Origin of the sequence: Bradyrhizobium sp. CCGUVB23, assembly GCF_024199885.1 — a bacterium.
GTDB lineage: Bacteria > Pseudomonadota > Alphaproteobacteria > Rhizobiales > Xanthobacteraceae > Bradyrhizobium.
On the sequence record NZ_JANADQ010000001.1, the window covers coordinates 210,268 to 224,189 of the forward strand.

Consider the following 13,922-nt stretch of genomic DNA (forward strand, 5'->3'; position numbering starts at 1 on the left):
TCAACTTCATTTTGGTATCCCAAAACGGTATTCCAGGGAAAGAAGGTGAGGAATGACGACGACCACGGATGACGAAGAGATGCCGGATGCGGTCAGCACCGCCCGCCCGGTGTCCGCCGCTCACAACCTCGTCGGCGTCGGCCTGGCGGCGGTCGCGGCGATCGCGTTTTCGCTGCGTGCGATCTTCGTCAAGCTTGCCTATGAGGACATGAGCGATCCGGTGACGCTGCTGGCGCTGCGGATGATCTTCTCATTGCCGTTCCTGGCCGCGGCGCTGGCGCTTCATCACCGTTCCTCGGCAGCTCCCGCCCCGCTCACAAGATGCGACGCGATGGCCCTCGCGGCGCTTGGTTTCATCGGCTACTACCTGTCGAGCTTTCTCGACATGTTCGGACTGCAATTCGTGGCCGCCGGGATCGGCCGCCTGCTGCTGTTCCTGTATCCGACGATCGTGGTGATCATTTCCGCGCTGGTCCTGGGCAAGCGGATTTCGCAGCGCGAAGTCGTTGCGCTGCTCATCACCTATGCGGGCGTCGCGCTCGTACTCTCCGCCCAGTTCGACAAGCCGAACGCAAACTTCTGGTTGGGTGCTCTCCTGGTGATGCTCAGCGCGGTCACCTTCTCGATCTATCTCGTCGGCAGTGGCGAAGTCGTTGCCAGGCTCGGATCGATCCGTTTCACGGCCTATGCGACCGCCGCGGCCAGCGTCTATTGCATCGTGCAGTTCCTGCTGCTGCGGCCGCTCGGCGCGCTCGTGCTGCCCATTCGCGTCTACGAGCTCGCGCTTGCCATGGCGGTGTTCTCAACCGTGATGCCCCTGTTCATGATGGCGGAGGCACTGCGTCGTATCGGCGCGAGCCGCGTCGCGATGATCAGCGCGCTGGGACCGGCCGCAACCGTCATCTCAGGCTATCTCGGCCTCGACGAACGGATGACATGGATGCAGACGATCGGTGGTGTCCTGATCGTGTCGGGCGTGCTCATCGTCGCCGCTCACGTCCGCAAGCTGGACGGGAAGTGACCGAGCTAGATCGGCGGGAACCCGAGGTCGCCGCGCAGCCGGTTGACGATGTAGGTGCCGTCGCGGGTGGGCAGGATGCGGGCCAGCTCGGCGCTGTCGATCTTCACGTTGGCAAAGCGGGGGCCGCCCCTGACGTCATGGACGGACGCGGCGAAGCTCTCGACCTCCGCCATGGTGGAGATCGCCCGGCTATCCCCGATGCCGCAGGCCCTGGCGACGCCGACGAGGTCGGCGGCGGCCGAGGTATGACTGGTCTGGCCGCCGGTCTCGCCGTAGCGCTCATTGTCCAGCACCACGATCGAGAGGTTGGCGGGCTTCTGCAGGCCGATGGTGGCAAGGCTGCCCATCCCCATCAGCATCTCGCCGTCGCCGGTGATGACAAGCACCGGCAGTTCTGGCTGGGCCAGCGCCAGCCCCAGGCCGATCATCGCGGCGCCGCCCATGCCGCCCCAGAGATAGAAATTGCGCGCGTGGTCACCGGCGGCAGTGATGTCGTTGGTCGAGGCGCCCAAGCCACCGATCGCGACGACATCCCTGCGGTTCGCAAGCAGCGCGGCGACGACCTGACGGCGATCGAGGAGATTGGTCTTGCTCATTTGGTGAAAACCTTGGCGCCGATCAGGCGCTGCGACAGGAGGACGGCGGTCGGCGTCAACGCGTTGTAGGCCTGCGCTGCGGCGGCCTCCAACACGGCCGGCACTTCGGCGGCATGCGATGCACGCAGGACCTGGACGCCGGAGAGTTCGAAGACGCCTTGGGTGGTCGATCCCATCGGCACTTGCCAGGGATTGAACTCGCCCCATTCGCCGCGCATCGTCACCAGCGTGAGGAACGGAAAGCGCAGGATCGGGATCAGCGACAGCATGTTGATGCAGTTGCCGACCCCGCTCGACTGCATCAGCAGCACGCCGCGCTGCCCGCCGGTCCAGGCGCCCGCCAGCAGCGCCACGCCCTCCTCCTCGGTCGTGAGCGGAATGCCGCGCATGCTAGATGACGCGAGCACGCGCTTGATGAGTTGGGAGTGACCGGCATCGGGCACATAAGGCACCTGCCGGACCTCGAAGCGCTCCAGGACCGCGAAGATCTCGTCGGGCCATGACGGCGGGGCATCAGCATCAGTGCGCGCGTGCATTTTGGTGTCCAGTCGGCTAGCAAGTCGGAAGAAGTCTAGACGGACGCATGCGTCGTTCGAAGAACAATAACGGCATATCGGCTTTAACCGGTGAGTATAGCGGGATGAACGCACACGCGAGAGAGCTGGCGGCGAGCTTCGACCTGGAGCGGCTGACGCCCGAGTTCTACGACAACCCCTACCCGACTTATCGTGCACTGCGGGAGAACGAGCCGGTCAAGCGCCTGCCGAACGGCACGGTGTTCCTGACGCGCTATGACGATCTCGTCACCACCTACAAGAACACGAGATCGTTCAGCTCGGACAAGAAGAAGGAGTTCGCGCCGAAATACGGCGCCTCCCTGCTCTACGAGCACCACACCACGAGCCTCGTGTTCAACGATCCGCCCGCGCACACCCGCGTGCGGCGCCTGATCATGGGCGCGCTGTCGCCGCGCGCGATAGCCAGCATGGAGAGCGATCTCGTCGCGCTGGTCGACCGGCTGCTCGATGCGATCGCTGCCAAAGGCGACTGCGAGTTGATCGGCGACTTCGCCGCCACCATTCCCATCGAGGTGATCGGCAACCTGCTCGACGTCCCCCATGACGAGCGCGAGCCGCTGCGCGGCTGGTCGCTGGCGATCTTGGGCGCGCTCGAGCCAGTCGTCTCGCCGGAGGCTTTTGCGCGCGGCAATCAAGCGGTGAAGGATTTCCTTAGCTATCTCCAGACGCTCGTCGCGCGCCGCCGGCAAAAGCCCGGCAATCCCGAGCGCGACGTGCTGACACGCCTGATCCAAGGAGAAGGCAGCGGTGAGGACAACGGCGAGCGGCTGACCGAGACCGAGCTGCTGCACAATTGCATCTTCCTGCTCAATGCCGGCCACGAGACCACCACCAATCTGATCGGCAATGGCCTCGTGGCACTCGATCGCCATCCGGACCAGAAGCAGCGGCTGATCCAGAACCCCGACCTGATCAAGACGGCGGTCGAGGAGATGCTGCGCTATGAGAGCTCGAACCAGCTCGGCAACCGCATGACCACCGAAGCGGTCGAGCTCGGCGGCGTGATGCTGGAGGCCGGCACCTCGATCACGCTGTGCATTGGCGCCGCGAACCGCGATCCCGTGCAATTTCCTGATCCTGAGATCTTCGACATCGCGCGCACGCCGAACCGGCATCTCGCTTTCGCCACCGGCGCGCATCAATGTGCCGGCATGGCGCTGGCGCGGCTGGAAGGCGCGATCGCGATTTCGCGCTTCCTGGCGCGCTTCCCGAACTATGCCTTGAGCGGGAAGCCCGTGCGCGGTGGCCGCGTCCGGTTCCGCGGCTTCCTCAACGTGCCGTGCTCCATCGGCTGACGCGTGGCGAGGATTCCATGAGTATCAAGAGCTTGCGCGACCGCTGGGCCGATCCCCTCCTGACGGCGCTGACGGGCCTCCTCGTCGTCATGATGTTCGTCATTGCGCCGCTGCAGGCACTCGGGATCTTCGCCTTCCAGGTGTCCGAGCTCGTGCTCGCCCTGCTGCTCGTTTGCGGCATCTTCATCATCTCGGGAAGTCCGATCGCGGTCGGCGCGATGCTGATCGCACTCGTCATGATCGTCACCGGCGCCGTCCTGCGATTCCACTCGCCCTCGCTGCTCGACCTCAACCTCTTTGCCGGCTCATGGTTCATCCTCGGCGTCACGATGGCGTGGGCGGTGGCACGCGCGACCTTTGCACCTGGGCGCATCAATTTTCATCGCGTCATCGGCGCCGTCCTGCTCTACTTCACGGTCGCCGTGATCTTCGCAGCCCTTTTCACGTTCGTCGGGTCGCTCGTGCCGGAAGCATTTTCCGGCATGAAGGTAGAGGATAGTCCGGCGCTGGCAAGCCAGGTGATCTATTTCAGCTTCGCAACCATGACGACGACCGGCTATGGCGACGTTGCACCCGTGCATCCCGTCGTTCGCAGCCTCTGCAATCTCGAAGCCATATTCGGACAGCTCTATCCGGCCACCCTGCTGGCGAGGCTGGTGACGCTGGAGCTCGAGCACCGCGACAAGGAGTGAGTTTGAACGTGTCACGCATTTTCGGCTAGAATGCGTGAGGCTGACAAGCTGGAGTGACAAAGGATGAGTAGTCCGCCAGTCGCTGATTTCATCGCGAGGGAGGCGCGTTTCGGCGCCCGCAATTACGAGCCGCTCGGCGTTGTCCTGTCGCGCGGCGAAGGCGTCTTCGTATGGGACACCCAGGGCAACCGCTATCTGGATTGCCTCTCCGCCTATTCGGCTCTCAACCAGGGCCACTGTCACCCCAAGATTCTGGCCGCCATGGTCGAGCAGGCGAGCCGACTGACCCTAACCTCGCGTGCATTCCACAACGATCAGCTCGCCCCGTTCTACGAGGAGATTGCGGAGCTGACCGGCTCGCACAAGGTGCTGCCGATGAACAGCGGGGCCGAGGCGGTGGAGAGCGCGATCAAGTCGGTGCGCAAATGGGGCTATGAGGTGAAGGGCGTGCCGGACGGACAAGCCGAGATCATCGTCTGCGCCAACAACTTCCACGGACGCACTCTCGGTGTGGTCGGCTTCTCGACGGATCCGGCAACGCGCGGGCACTTCGGACCGTTCGCGCCGGGCTTCAGGATCATTCCGTTCGGCGATGCCGCAGCCCTCGAGGAGGCGATCACGCCGAACACCGTCGCCTTCCTGGTCGAACCGATCCAGGGCGAAGCCGGCGTCATCATTCCGCCGGCAGGCTATTTCACAGGGGTCCGCGAGCTCTGCTCCTCGCACGAGGTGATGCTGATCCTCGACGAGATCCAGACCGGGCTCGGCCGCACCGGCAAGCTGCTCGCGGAACAGCACGAAGGCATCGAGGCGGACGTGACGCTGCTCGGCAAAGCCTTGTCGGGCGGCTTCTACCCCGTCTCGGCCGTGCTTTCGAACAACGAAGTCCTCGGCACGCTGAAGCCTGGCCAGCACGGCTCGACGTTCGGCGGCAATCCGCTCGCCTGTGCTGTGGCGCGGGCAGCGCTCCGCGTGCTCGTCGAGGAAGGAATGATCGAGAATGCCGCGGTGCAGGGTGAACGCTTCCTGGAAGGCCTCAGTAGCATCCGCGCCAACACCGTCCGCGACGTGCGCGGACGCGGGCTGATGCTGGCGGTCGAACTACATCCAGAGGCCGGCCCCGCGCGCCGCTACTGTGAGGCTCTGCAGGTTGAAGGCATCCTCGCCAAGGATACCCATGAGCACACGATCCGCATCGCCCCGCCCCTGGTGATCACCAGCGATCAGGTCGACTGGGCGCTGGAACGGTTCGCCACCACCCTCACGCGGGATTTCTCCTGAGGCTGCCTGCGTCGGAAGACCGCAAGACCGGCGGCAGTCAAGAACGAACGATATCGCCGCCAGCGCGTTGAACGATTGCGGGCGATTGGGACGAGCGTGGAGTTGCGATCATGCTTCCGCGTGGCACTTGCCTTTCGGCATTTTTGGTTGGTGTCTCGATGATCGTGGCGAGCGTGGGAGCGTCCGCCCAGAACCCCCATGGAAGGGGTGGACCACCGGCAGCGGCGCCGCATCCAGCCGCACCACCTGCTATAGCCCGCCCGGCGGCGCCGCCAGCCATGGCACGCCCCGCTGCACCCGCGTTCCATCCACCGGCCATGCCACAGCGCCCCGCGATGGCGCCGCACCCTGCGCCTCACTTCGCCTCGCCGCCACCGCGTCCGGCCCCACACTTCGCTGCGCCGCCGCCGCGAGCGGCCCCGCATGTGGCGGCCCCCCGGCCTGAATTCCATCACCCGCAAGCAGCGCCACAACGTCCGGCCATGGCCCCGCGGCCGACGCCGCATATCGCCGCCCCCTCTCGCCCAAGCGCGCCACCTGCCGTGAGCGCGCGGCCGTCGCGACAGGAGCAGGTGCAACAGCGCGCGCAACAGCACCAGCAGCAGATCCAGCAGCGCCAGCAAATGGTACAGCAACGGCAGCGCGACGCGCTGTCGCGCCAGAGCACGGAACGTCAAACCCGCATCGATCGGCTGCAACAGCGCGTGCAACAATTGCAGTCGCAGAAGCCGGAAGGCCTGCGAGCGCAACGTGCACAGGAGCGGACGCTGCAAACACAGAACCGCCTGCTGCAGCGCGAGCAGAGCATGCAGCAGCGCGATCAGGCGCGCCTGCAGCGGTTGGGGCCTGCGCAAGCCGCAGTCGGGCGAGCCGCCGCCATGCAGGCCGCCGAGCGCGGGCGATTTGCGGAACGTTTCCGCGAGCAGGCCACTCCGCTGAGCCAGGCGGCACTCATGACCCGCCAGAGCGGCTGGGCTCCCCGGGAGGCTTGGCAGCACCGCCATCCTGCGGTCTTCGTGGCGTGGCTTGGCCCAGTGTTCTGGCCTTACGCCTATTCCGACATTTTCGACTACACGTTCTGGTCCTACGGGTACGACCCCGGCTACTGGGCCTATGCCTACGACGACTTCGTCGACACCGTGTTCTGGGGCGGGGATGGCGCCTATTCAGCCTATGCCAGCACCAACCCCTATGACTATCCGCAAACCGGTGGCGGCTACCGCGCGCGGCGGGGCTCGAGCGCAAGCCAGCAGGCGCTACGGCAACTATGTGACGCTCCGGACAAGGGCGTGACGGCCTGGCCGTTCGAGTCGATCACGCAGGCGGTCCGGCCGACGCCCGAACAGCGCGGCTTGCTCGACGACTTGAAGGCCGCGGCGGCACGGGCTGCCGATGCATTCAAGCAGTCCTGCAATGATTCCTATCCGCTGACGCCACCCGGCCGCTTGCGCGCGATGACGAACCGCGTCAGCGCCACGCTCGAGGCGGTGAAGATCGTTCGGCCGGCGCTCGAGAAGTTCTATGGTTCGCTCAGCGACGAGCAGCAGGCGCGCTTCAACGCGCTCGGCCCCAATGTCGGCGAGCGTTCGCAACAGCAGCCCCAGCAGCAGGAAGCGAATGCTCAGGGCGAGAGCTGCGGCGATCCGAAATCAAGCCTGACGGAGCTGCCGATCGAACGGATCGATGCAGTGGTACAGCCGGCCGGCAAGCAGAAGGAAGCGCTCGACCGCCTGAGCGACGCGACCAAGCAGGCTGTTAAAGGACTGCAAGCTGTCTGCCCGGATCAAGTGCCGCTGACGCCGATTGGGCGATTGGAAGCTATGCAGCACCGACTCGAAGCCATGCTGGAGGCGGCCAATTGGGTGCAGCCGGTGCTGGACGAGTTCTACGCGACGCTCAGCAGCGAGCAGAAGGCGCGCTTCAACACGATGCCCCGGACGGCAAGCCAGTGATTGCCACCAGCTGCTTGAGACTTGATTCTAGACCACGGTCCGGTGCCGTTCGATGCAGCTGCGCAGCACCTCATCCATCGGCTTGTCCCACCAGTCGTTGGAGAAGATCTCGATCTCGGAATAGCCGGCATAGCCTTGCGCCTCGACCGCTTTGCGCACTGATCTGATGTCGATGACGCCGTCGCCCATCATGCCGCGGTCGTTGAGGATGTCCTTGGTCGGCACCAGCCAGTCGCAGACGTGGAACGCCAGCAGGCGGTCTCGGCCCGCGCGCGCGATCTGGCTCATCAGCTCCGGATCCCACCAGATGTGATAGACGTCGAGCGCGACGCCCAACGTGCCAGTGCGGCCTGGATCGACCCGGTCGCAGATGTCGAGCGCCTGCTTCGTCGTGTTCACACAGGCGCGGTCCGCGGCATAGGCGGGATGCAAGGGCTCGATCGCTAGCGGCAGCTTTGCCTGCCTGGCATAATCGAGCATTTCAGCGAGAGCATCCTCGACCTGCGCACGCGCTGCGACGATATCTTTCGAGGCGCCGCTGCCCGGCCGCGAATATTGCGGCAGGCCGCCGACGACCAGCACGATGCAGGAGGCGCCGAGCGCCTTGGCTTCATCCACGCAGCGGCGATTGTCGTCGCGCACCTCCGCGCGGCGCGCAGCGTCAGACGTGAACATGCCGCCGCGGCAATAGCCTGAGAGCTCAACCCCGGCGTCGCGCACCGCGCGTGCGGCGCGATCCGGCCCGACGGCCGCGACCTGATCGCGCCAGGGATCGATGGCACGGATGCCGTGCCGCGCGCAGGCGTCAATGATGGCGACGAGGTCGCCCTGCTTGCGGACCGTTGCCGTGTTCAGCGACAGCCAGCGATGGTCGGAAGAGAAGTCGCGCATCAGCCCTCGATTCCGCGTAAGGCCATCACGGTCTTCATCCGCTGTGTCGCGGCTTCCGGATTGGCAAGCAGCCCGGCCTGATCGGCGAGCCGGAACAGCTCAGCCAGATGGAGCGTCGAGCGCGCGCTCTCCTGACCGCCGACCATGGTGAAATGATCGTGATGACCGTTCAGATAGGCCATGAACACCACACCTGTCTTGTAGAAGCGCGTTGGCGCCTTGAAGATGTGACGCGACAGGGGCACCGTCGGCCCAAGCACATCATGGAAGCCGGCCTCGTCGCCGGCCGCCAGCCGCGACAGCGCATAGGAGGCCGCCGGCGCGATGGCATCGAAGATGCCGAGCAGCGCGTGCGAAAATCCCTGTTCGTCGCCGGCGATCAGCTCCGCATAGTTGAAGTCATCGCCGGTGTACATCTTGATGCGCTTGTCGAGGCGACGGCGCATGTCGATCTCGCGCTGCATGTCGAGCAGCGAGACCTTGACGCCATCGACCTTGGCGGCATTGCCGTTGATGATCGCGACGGCGGTATCCATCGCCCTGTCCAGATCCTGGGTACCCCAATAGCCGGTCAGGGCCGGATCGAACATGTCGCCGAGCCAGTGGATGATCACGGGTTCGCGGACCTGCGACAGCACGCGATCATAGACCCTGGCGTAGTCGTCGGCATTGCGGCCGAGCTTTGCCAGCGCGCGCGACGCCATCAGGATGATCCGACCGCCAACCTTCTCGACCGCCGCAACCTGCTCTTCATACGCGCGGATCACATCGTCGAGGCCTTTGGCATCCTCCACTGCGAGGTGATCGGTGCCCGCGCCGGAGAACACCAGCGCATTGCGCGACTTTGCGGCCGCAACCGAACGCGTGATCAATTCCAGCGAGGTCGGCCAGTCCAGCCCCATGCCGCGCTGCGCGGTGTCCATGGCTTCGGCAACACCAAGGCCGAGATCCCAGACATGCTCGCGAAAAGCAATGGTCTTGTCCCAGTCGATGGCAGCCGCGAGCCAGGGATCGTTGTCGGCGAGCGGATCGGCCACCATGTGCGCGGCCGAGAACGCAACGCGGTTCAGCGTGCCCTCGAGCTTGGCAGGGAAGCTGCGCGAGGCCGCGAGCCGATAGGTCTCGATCGAGCGATCCGCCCTGGGCAGCTTGAGCGACAACGACGATATCTGCGGGACTGGCTTGTTCATGGCTCCCTCCTCTCAGACCTTGATTGGTGCGACGTCGATCCAGCGTCGCTCCTTCCAGCTCTTCAGCGCACATTCGGCGAGCTGTACGCCCTTGGCGCCTTCGAGCAGCGTGAACTTGTACGGCGCATCCTCGCAGACGTGCCGGATGTACATCTCCCACTGCTCCTTGAAGCCGTTGTCGTAGGAGACGTTGTCCGGCAGCTTCTGCCAGTCGCCGTAGAAATCGTGCAGCCGCTTCTCGTCGGGATTCCACACCGGCCGGGGCGTCGCCTGCCGCGCCTGGATCATGCAGTCGGAGAGGCCCGCCACCGCCGAGCCAAGCGTACCGTCGACCTGGAAGGTGACGAGATCATCGCGATAGACGCGCGTCACCCAGGACATGTTGATATGGGCGATGATGCCGCCCTTGAGCTGGAAGGTGGCGTAGGCGGAGTCGTCGGCCGTCGCCTTGTACTTCTGTCCCTGCTCGTCATAGCGCTCGGGAATATCGGTATTGCCGATGCAGACCACGCTCTCGACGTCGCCAAAAAGGTTGTCGAGCACGTAACGCCAGTGGCAGACCATGTCGAGGATGATGCCGCCACCATCCTCATTGCGATAGTTCCAGGATGGCCGCTGCGCCTCCTGCCAGCCGCCTTCGAACACCCAATAGCCGAACTCGCCGCGCACCGACAGGATGCGACCGAAGAATCCGGAATCGCGCAGGAACGCGAGCTTCTTCAGGCCGGGCAGGAACAGCTTGTCCTGCACCGTGCCGTGCTTGACGCCCTTGGCGTTGGCGAGCCGCACCACTTCGACAGCTTCCTCGAAATTGGTCGCAATCGGCTTCTCGCAATAGACGTGCTTGCCGGCGTTGATGGCGCGGGTCAGCAGATTCGGCCGCGCCTGCGTGGTCGCGGCGTCGAAGAACACGCTGTCGTTCTTGTCGGCGAGCGCCGCATCGAAATCGGTGGTCCAGCGCGTGATGTTGAACTGCTTTGCCAGCCGCTCGACCTTGTCGGCGCTGCGCCCGACCAGGATCGGATCGGGCATCACGCGGTCGCCGTTCTTCAGCCTGACGCCGCCCTGGTCGCGGATCGCGACGATCGAGCGGATCAGATGCTGGTTGAGCCCCATGCGGCCGGTGACGCCGTTCATGATGAGGCCGAGGCGCTGCGTGGTCATGCCAATTGCTCCTGAAGGGATTCTGGCTGATTGAGGGGTGCCAGCGCCGACCAGTCCGGATGGACCGACGTCGCAAAGCCCGGTGTGGCGAGCGATCCCGTCAGGAGGTCGCCGCCGTGAATGGAAAGACGGATGCCCCGGCCAGAATCGGCATAGAGATCGGGATGCGCCGCCGCGAAGGCCTGCGCTTCCTCTGCGGGCGCATCGCCAAAGCCGTCGACATAGTGGTGGCCGTTGCGTTCGCCGTGATCGAGGCAAAGCAGTGTGCTCAGTGCAAGATCCTGCTGCAGGGCGAGCCCCGGCTGGCAGGTCAAGTCTTCACCGGCGACAAAACATTCGGCCCCGTCCATATCGCGCGCGATCATCCTGGACGCGTTCACTATCGACTTGTAGAAGCCCTTGCAGGATTTCGAGGATACGCCGCTATAGCCGAGCCTGAAAGCCGTCGGCCAAGCGTCATAGGAATCGTCCGCCTCGTCGATAATGAAGTCGCGACGACGGAGAGCGCCGAGCGGCGTCCGCTGGGTAATATCGCGCGGCAGCGGCTGCTCGATATATTGCAACCTGCCCGTGATGGGTGCGAGCGCGCTGTCGCGCTCCAGTCGGTCAACCAGCACTTCAAGGGCGCTCAAGTCGGTGTACTGCTCGTTGCCGTCGAGCGTGATGCTGTAATGGTGAGGCAACGTCGCAAGCTGGCCGCCAATCCGGATCAGTCGCGCGGCGTCCGCTTCCGGGTCGCCGCCGAGCTTGAGCTTGAAGTAACGCGCGCCAGAATTTGCGCGTGGATCGGCAACACCGCCTTCGCCCTCGACCTTGTCCTCAAGGCCGACGGTATGACGGATCGCGATACGCCGGGACCGGTGCTGGTTGGCAAGCCCAAGAAAGCGGCCGACATCGCCTTCACTGAGATCAGGCGACAGGCGCTCGTCGATGCCGGCGATGTTTTGGGCCATCCCGTCGAAGAAACTGGTGTCGACGCCGCGCAGCAATGCGTCGAGGACCGCCTTGTCAATCTCGGCGGGGCCATAGGCCGCAGCGAGCGGCGGAATGTTCTCCTTGGCGCAGGCCGCCACCTGCGCGCCGATGCACGCGGCATGCAGCTCGAACGCGGTCAGGAAACCGGTCTGCGCAAGATACAGCCCCCGCGCGATCTGAAGCGACCGTCGCAAGCCATCGACCGTCTGCGCCGGCGAGAGCTCGGGCCGCTTGTCGAACCATTTTGGCACCAGCAGCTCGGCACTGGCGCCGATCGCAATTCCCCTGCCCTCGACCTCGATCTCGGCACGCACGAAGAGCTGCGGTGTCGCGTGAAGCGTGATCGCGCCGAAGCGGAACGGCCGCGCGAAACGCACGGGACGTTCGAAGAACGCTATATCTCGCAGCTTCAGGCGCAACGGCATGGCCCTTAGTCCAGCGAACCCTGCGAAAAGAAGTGCTTGCGGATGCGTTGCACGAGCTCGGTAAAGACGGGATCGGCCATCACGTCGAGCGAGCGCGGGCGCGGCAGCGGCACGTCGTAGATCGCTGCGATCGCGCCCGGCCGCTCGGTCATGACCAGGACGCGGTCGGCGAGGAACACGGCCTCCGGAATCGAATGCGTGATCAGCAGCACCGTCTTGCCGGTCTCGCGCTGGATCCGCATCAGCTCCACATTCATGCGCTCGCGCGTCAGGGCATCGAGCGCGCCGAACGGCTCGTCCATCAGCATGATCCCGGGATCGTGCACCAGCGCGCGGCAGATCGAGGCGCGCTGCTGCATGCCGCCGGAGAGCTGCCAGGGCAGCTTCTTCTCGAACCCTTCGAGGCCGACCAGCTTCAACAATTGCCTTGCGCGCTCGAGATATTTCGCCCGCGGCAGCCGCTGCATGTCGATCGGCAGCATCACGTTGGACAGGATGTTGCGCCAGGGCAGCAGCAGCGCGTTCTGGAAGACGATGCCGACATTGCCGTGCGGCTTCGTCACCATCTCGCCGTCGACCAGGATCTCACCGCTCGACGGCGGCAAGAGCCCGGAGATCAGTTTCAGCAGCGTGGACTTGCCGCAGCCGGACGGGCCGACAACGACGAAAAACTCGCCCTCATTGATGTGGAAGTCGAGCGGCCGCAACGACGGCACGTCGCCATCGCGCGAGCGATAGGTTTTCGACACGCCGGACAGTGTGATGCCCGATGTGTCGCTGCCGGCCCGGTCACTCACCAGTCGCAGATGAGCGGCCGGCTGCACGACGTCGCTTGGTCTAGCAGACGATTTCATTAGTCGCCCTTCGGCAGGTAATCGTTGGTGTAGAATGCCTTCGGGTTCGCCTTGGCCTTGGCGTCGAGACCGCCATATTCGACCAACAGGTTGACCGTATCGGTCATGTTCTGGTCGGTGACCTCGAACGGGCGCTTGTTCTTCGTCTCCGGCGTGCGGTAGAGCGGAATGGTCAGCTCGAAGCCCTGCGTCAGCGTGTCGATCTTGCCGCCCTTCGGATTGGCGTCGAGGATCGACTGTGCGGCCGTCTTCGGGTCCTTCTCGGCGGCTTCCACCGCCTTCGTCGTCGCCGACATGAAGCGACGGACAAGATCGGGATTGGCCTTCACGTAGTCCGCGTTGGCGATGATGCCCGAGGAAACCAATGTTGATGCCGTAGTCGACAAACTTGATCGGGTAAACGTCCTTGCCCGTCGCATCCTTGATCTTCATCGACTGGTCCATGACGTAGCCGAGCAGGAGATCGGCCTGGCCGTTGATGACGGCGTTGAGCTTGGTCTGGCCGTCACCCGCAACGGTCTGGAAGTCGCTCTCCTTGAGGCCCGTCTTCTTCAGGAACAGCGGCCAGATCTGCGTCATGGAGTCCGCCGGCGTGATCGCCACCGTCTTTCCCTTGATGTCCTCGGGCTTCCTGATGTTCTTGTCGACGAAACCCATCGCCGACATCGGACTGGTCTGGAGCAGCACGCCGGTCGCGATCACGGGCGCGCCCTTGATCGCGGCGCGCATCATGGTGGGCACGTCGACATAGCCAAAGTCGGCTGTCTTGGCCGCAACAGCCTGCGTCGTTGCCGCCGAGCCGCGGCCTTCCTGGATCTCGAGATCGATGCCTTCGGCGGCATAGATGCCCTTCGCCTTGCCGTAATAGAACGGCGCGTGCTCGCCATAGACGTACCAGTTGAGCATCAGCACGACCTTGTCGGCGGCCTGCGCCGGCGCCACGCCGAGCGCCATCAGCGCCACCGAGACAGCTCCCATCAACCGCTTCATCGCTACTCCTCCCATTTC

The 13,922-nt window shown here is 64.7% G+C and carries 12 protein-coding genes and 1 pseudogene; 5 read left to right on the forward strand and 8 right to left on the reverse strand.

What is annotated here, in order from left to right; genetic code table 11:
* Positions 1-52: 52 nt before the first annotated feature.
* Positions 53-1,021 carry a DMT family transporter gene (locus tag NLN62_RS00935; RefSeq protein ID WP_254107040.1) on the forward strand — a complete coding sequence of 323 codons (969 nt, stop codon included), beginning with the start codon at positions 53-55 and terminating at the stop codon, positions 1,019-1,021.
* A 5-nt stretch (positions 1,022-1,026) separates the two neighbouring features.
* On the opposite strand, the gene NLN62_RS00940 is transcribed toward NLN62_RS00935, so the two are convergent.
* Together NLN62_RS00940 and NLN62_RS00945 are read right to left on the reverse strand one after the other, a co-directional pair.
* Positions 1,027-1,617 carry a thiamine pyrophosphate-dependent enzyme gene (locus tag NLN62_RS00940; protein ID WP_027525505.1) on the reverse strand — a complete coding sequence of 197 codons (591 nt, stop codon included), beginning with the start codon at positions 1,615-1,617 and terminating at the stop codon, positions 1,027-1,029.
* On the reverse strand, positions 1,614-2,153 hold the full coding sequence (locus NLN62_RS00945; protein ID WP_027525506.1) for a phosphonopyruvate decarboxylase: 540 nt from the start codon (positions 2,151-2,153) through the stop codon (positions 1,614-1,616). Before NLN62_RS00945 ends, NLN62_RS00940 begins: the two co-directional genes overlap by 4 nt.
* 104 nt (positions 2,154-2,257) lie before the next feature.
* On the opposite strand from NLN62_RS00945, the gene NLN62_RS00950 reads away from it, so the two are divergent.
* The 4 genes from NLN62_RS00950 to NLN62_RS00965 all read left to right on the forward strand — a co-directional run bounded on the left by NLN62_RS00950 (position 2,258) and on the right by NLN62_RS00965 (position 7,415).
* Positions 2,258-3,490: a cytochrome P450 gene (locus NLN62_RS00950; RefSeq protein WP_254107041.1), complete on the forward strand. Its 1,233-nt coding sequence runs from the start codon at positions 2,258-2,260 to the stop codon at positions 3,488-3,490.
* A gap of 17 nt (positions 3,491-3,507) precedes the next feature.
* Complete coding sequence (locus NLN62_RS00955) at positions 3,508-4,182, forward strand: potassium channel family protein (protein WP_254107042.1); 675 nt, start codon at positions 3,508-3,510, stop codon at positions 4,180-4,182.
* Positions 4,183-4,245: 63 nt separating this feature from the next.
* Positions 4,246-5,463, forward strand: coding sequence for an ornithine--oxo-acid transaminase (rocD, locus tag NLN62_RS00960; RefSeq protein ID WP_027525509.1), 1,218 nt, complete (start codon positions 4,246-4,248; stop codon positions 5,461-5,463).
* A 572-nt stretch (positions 5,464-6,035) separates the two neighbouring features.
* Positions 6,036-7,415: a Spy/CpxP family protein refolding chaperone gene (locus NLN62_RS00965; RefSeq protein ID WP_254107043.1), complete on the forward strand. Its 1,380-nt coding sequence runs from the start codon at positions 6,036-6,038 to the stop codon at positions 7,413-7,415.
* Between the two features lie 27 nt (positions 7,416-7,442).
* Here NLN62_RS00965 and NLN62_RS00970 read toward each other — a convergent pair whose 3' ends face one another.
* The 6 genes and pseudogenes from NLN62_RS00970 to NLN62_RS00995 form a co-directional block, all read right to left on the reverse strand.
* Complete coding sequence (locus NLN62_RS00970) at positions 7,443-8,306, reverse strand: sugar phosphate isomerase/epimerase (RefSeq protein WP_254107044.1); 864 nt, start codon at positions 8,304-8,306, stop codon at positions 7,443-7,445.
* A complete protein-coding gene (locus NLN62_RS00975; protein WP_254107045.1) occupies positions 8,306-9,496 on the reverse strand; it encodes a dihydrodipicolinate synthase family protein in 1,191 nt (396 codons plus the stop codon). Before NLN62_RS00975 ends, NLN62_RS00970 begins: the two co-directional genes overlap by 1 nt.
* Positions 9,497-9,508: 12 nt before the next feature.
* Complete coding sequence (locus NLN62_RS00980; RefSeq protein ID WP_254107046.1) at positions 9,509-10,660, reverse strand: Gfo/Idh/MocA family protein; 1,152 nt, start codon at positions 10,658-10,660, stop codon at positions 9,509-9,511.
* Positions 10,657-12,060, reverse strand: a complete 1,404-nt coding sequence (locus tag NLN62_RS00985; protein WP_027525514.1) for a hypothetical protein — start codon at positions 12,058-12,060, stop codon at positions 10,657-10,659. Before NLN62_RS00985 ends, NLN62_RS00980 begins: the two co-directional genes overlap by 4 nt.
* 5 nt (positions 12,061-12,065) lie before the next feature.
* Entirely contained in the window at positions 12,066-12,914 is an 849-nt protein-coding gene (locus tag NLN62_RS00990; protein WP_027525515.1) for an ABC transporter ATP-binding protein, read from the reverse strand.
* A pseudogene (locus NLN62_RS00995) lies at positions 12,914-13,904 on the reverse strand (ABC transporter substrate-binding protein). Before NLN62_RS00995 ends, NLN62_RS00990 begins: the two are co-directional and overlap by 1 nt.
* Between the last annotated feature and the right edge of the window lie 18 nt (positions 13,905-13,922).

Bases quoted from the DNA above. Each gene is read 5' to 3' on its own strand.
- NLN62_RS00990 (WP_027525515.1), bottom strand. From the start codon at position 12,914: ATGAAATCGTCTGCTAGACCAAGCGACGTCGTGCAGCCGGCCGCTCAT.
- NLN62_RS00970 (WP_254107044.1), bottom strand. From the start codon at position 8,306: ATGCGCGACTTCTCTTCCGACCATCGCTGGCTGTCGCTGAACACGGCA.
- NLN62_RS00975 (WP_254107045.1), bottom strand. From the start codon at position 9,496: ATGAACAAGCCAGTCCCGCAGATATCGTCGTTGTCGCTCAAGCTGCCC.
- NLN62_RS00985 (WP_027525514.1), bottom strand. From the start codon at position 12,060: ATGCCGTTGCGCCTGAAGCTGCGAGATATAGCGTTCTTCGAACGTCCC.
- NLN62_RS00955 (WP_254107042.1), top strand. From the start codon at position 3,508: ATGAGTATCAAGAGCTTGCGCGACCGCTGGGCCGATCCCCTCCTGACG.
- NLN62_RS00945 (WP_027525506.1), bottom strand. From the start codon at position 2,153: ATGCACGCGCGCACTGATGCTGATGCCCCGCCGTCATGGCCCGACGAG.
- NLN62_RS00980 (WP_254107046.1), bottom strand. From the start codon at position 10,660: ATGACCACGCAGCGCCTCGGCCTCATCATGAACGGCGTCACCGGCCGC.
- NLN62_RS00950 (WP_254107041.1), top strand. From the start codon at position 2,258: ATGAACGCACACGCGAGAGAGCTGGCGGCGAGCTTCGACCTGGAGCGG.
- NLN62_RS00935 (WP_254107040.1), top strand. From the start codon at position 53: ATGACGACGACCACGGATGACGAAGAGATGCCGGATGCGGTCAGCACC.
- rocD (WP_027525509.1), top strand. From the start codon at position 4,246: ATGAGTAGTCCGCCAGTCGCTGATTTCATCGCGAGGGAGGCGCGTTTC.
- NLN62_RS00940 (WP_027525505.1), bottom strand. From the start codon at position 1,617: ATGAGCAAGACCAATCTCCTCGATCGCCGTCAGGTCGTCGCCGCGCTG.